This window comes from Acidovorax cavernicola (assembly GCF_003581445.1).
The window spans coordinates 1-1,982 of record NZ_QXMN01000167.1 but is presented as its reverse complement, the minus strand read 5'-3'; the positions used below and the strand labels follow the sequence as shown (position 1 = coordinate 1,982).

General features: G+C 49.7%; 2 tRNA genes and 2 rRNA genes. All 4 read left to right on the top strand.

Annotated elements, in window-relative coordinates:
* A 16S ribosomal RNA gene (locus tag D3H34_RS32115) occupies positions 1-664 on the top strand; the annotation flags it as partial.
* 91 nt (positions 665-755) lie between these two features.
* Positions 756-832 (top strand) — tRNA-Ile (locus tag D3H34_RS32110).
* 29 nt (positions 833-861) lie between these two features.
* Positions 862-937 (top strand) — tRNA-Ala (locus tag D3H34_RS32105).
* Positions 938-1,339: 402 nt separating this feature from the next.
* Positions 1,340-1,982 (top strand): 23S ribosomal RNA (locus tag D3H34_RS32100); the annotation flags it as partial.

The following is a 1,982-nucleotide window of genomic DNA, read 5'->3' as shown; positions in this document are numbered from 1 at the left end:
CCGCCTGGGGAGTACGGCCGCAAGGTTGAAACTCAAAGGAATTGACGGGGACCCGCACAAGCGGTGGATGATGTGGTTTAATTCGATGCAACGCGAAAAACCTTACCCACCTTTGACATGTACGGAAGTTACCAGAGATGGTTTCGTGCTCGAAAGAGAACCGTAACACAGGTGCTGCATGGCTGTCGTCAGCTCGTGTCGTGAGATGTTGGGTTAAGTCCCGCAACGAGCGCAACCCTTGCCATTAGTTGCTACATTCAGTTGGGCACTCTAATGGGACTGCCGGTGACAAACCGGAGGAAGGTGGGGATGACGTCAAGTCCTCATGGCCCTTATAGGTGGGGCTACACACGTCATACAATGGCTGGTACAGAGGGTTGCCAACCCGCGAGGGGGAGCTAATCCCATAAAGCCAGTCGTAGTCCGGATCGCAGTCTGCAACTCGACTGCGTGAAGTCGGAATCGCTAGTAATCGCGGATCAGAATGTCGCGGTGAATACGTTCCCGGGTCTTGTACACACCGCCCGTCACACCATGGGAGCGGGTCTCGCCAGAAGTAGGTAGCCTAACCGTAAGGAGGGCGCTTACCACGGCGGGGTTCGTGACTGGGGTGAAGTCGTAACAAGGTAGCCGTATCGGAAGGTGCGGCTGGATCACCTCCTTTCTGGAAAACCGCAGTTAAATTTGAACGTCCACACTTATCGGTTGTTGGAACACTCTTGTAGAGACAGATGAAAGTCTGTCGAAACAGGAATGGGTCTGTAGCTCAGCTGGTTAGAGCACTGTGTTGATAACGCAGGGGTCGTTGGTTCGAGCCCAACTAGACCCACCATTGCTTCCAATCCGATTTTTGAGGATCCCGGGGGATTAGCTCAGCTGGGAGAGCACCTGCTTTGCAAGCAGGGGGTCGTCGGTTCGATCCCGTCATCCTCCACCAATGACCTCGGGTTTGTACCAAAAGTACCGCCTCAGGCATGCTATAATTTTTGACTCAACACAAAAGCAGTCTTCAACAAGACTGCTTTTGTGTTGAATCGTTATCTAACGATTCATCGGCTGTTCTTTAAAAATTCATAGAGTCGAAATCAGAGTTGTTAGCGGAAAGCAGAAATTCGTAAAGGTTTTACTGCACCGTGCCGCTAACAACATTTTTGATTGCGTCAAAACAAAATTTAACTTTGTTAAATTTTAAGTAATGACGAATCATTCTCTAAACAACCACTGAGCAATCAGTGGAAGCAAAAAGAATATTCACATTACGGCATAACGCGCGAGGTGAGAGACCTCGCACAGTCTTTGATACAACCGCGAAGTCTTTAACAAGACGTCAAAGTTATAGGGTCAAGTGACTAAGAGCATGTGGTGGATGCCTTGGCGATTACAGGCGACGAAAGACGTGATAGCCTGCGATAAGCTTCGGGGAGCTGGCAAATAAGCTTTGATCCGGAGATTTCTGAATGGGGAAACCCACCCGCAAGGGTATCGCATGATGAATACATAGTCATGCGAGGCGAACCGAGTGAACTGAAACATCTAAGTAGCTCGAGGAAAAGACATCAACCGAGATTCCGAAAGTAGTGGCGAGCGAAATCGGAACAGCCTTCTAGTGATATCTCGACTGTTAGCAAAGTGGCATGGAAAGGCCAACCATAGTGGGTGATAGTCCCGTATGCGAAAACAGACGAGTGGTACTAAGCTAGAGAAAAGTAGGGCGGGGCACGAGAAACCTTGTCTGAATATGGGGGGACCATCCTCCAAGGCTAAATACTCGTAATCGACCGATAGTGAACCAGTACCGTGAGGGAAAGGCGAAAAGAACCCCGGGAGGGGAGTGAAATAGATCCTGAAACCGCATGCTTACAAAAAGTAGGAGCCCGCAAGGGTGACTGCGTACCTTTTGTATAATGGGTCAGCGACTTACATTCAGTGGCAAGGTTAACCGAATAGGGAAGCCGTAGAGAAATCGAGTCCGAATAGGGCGA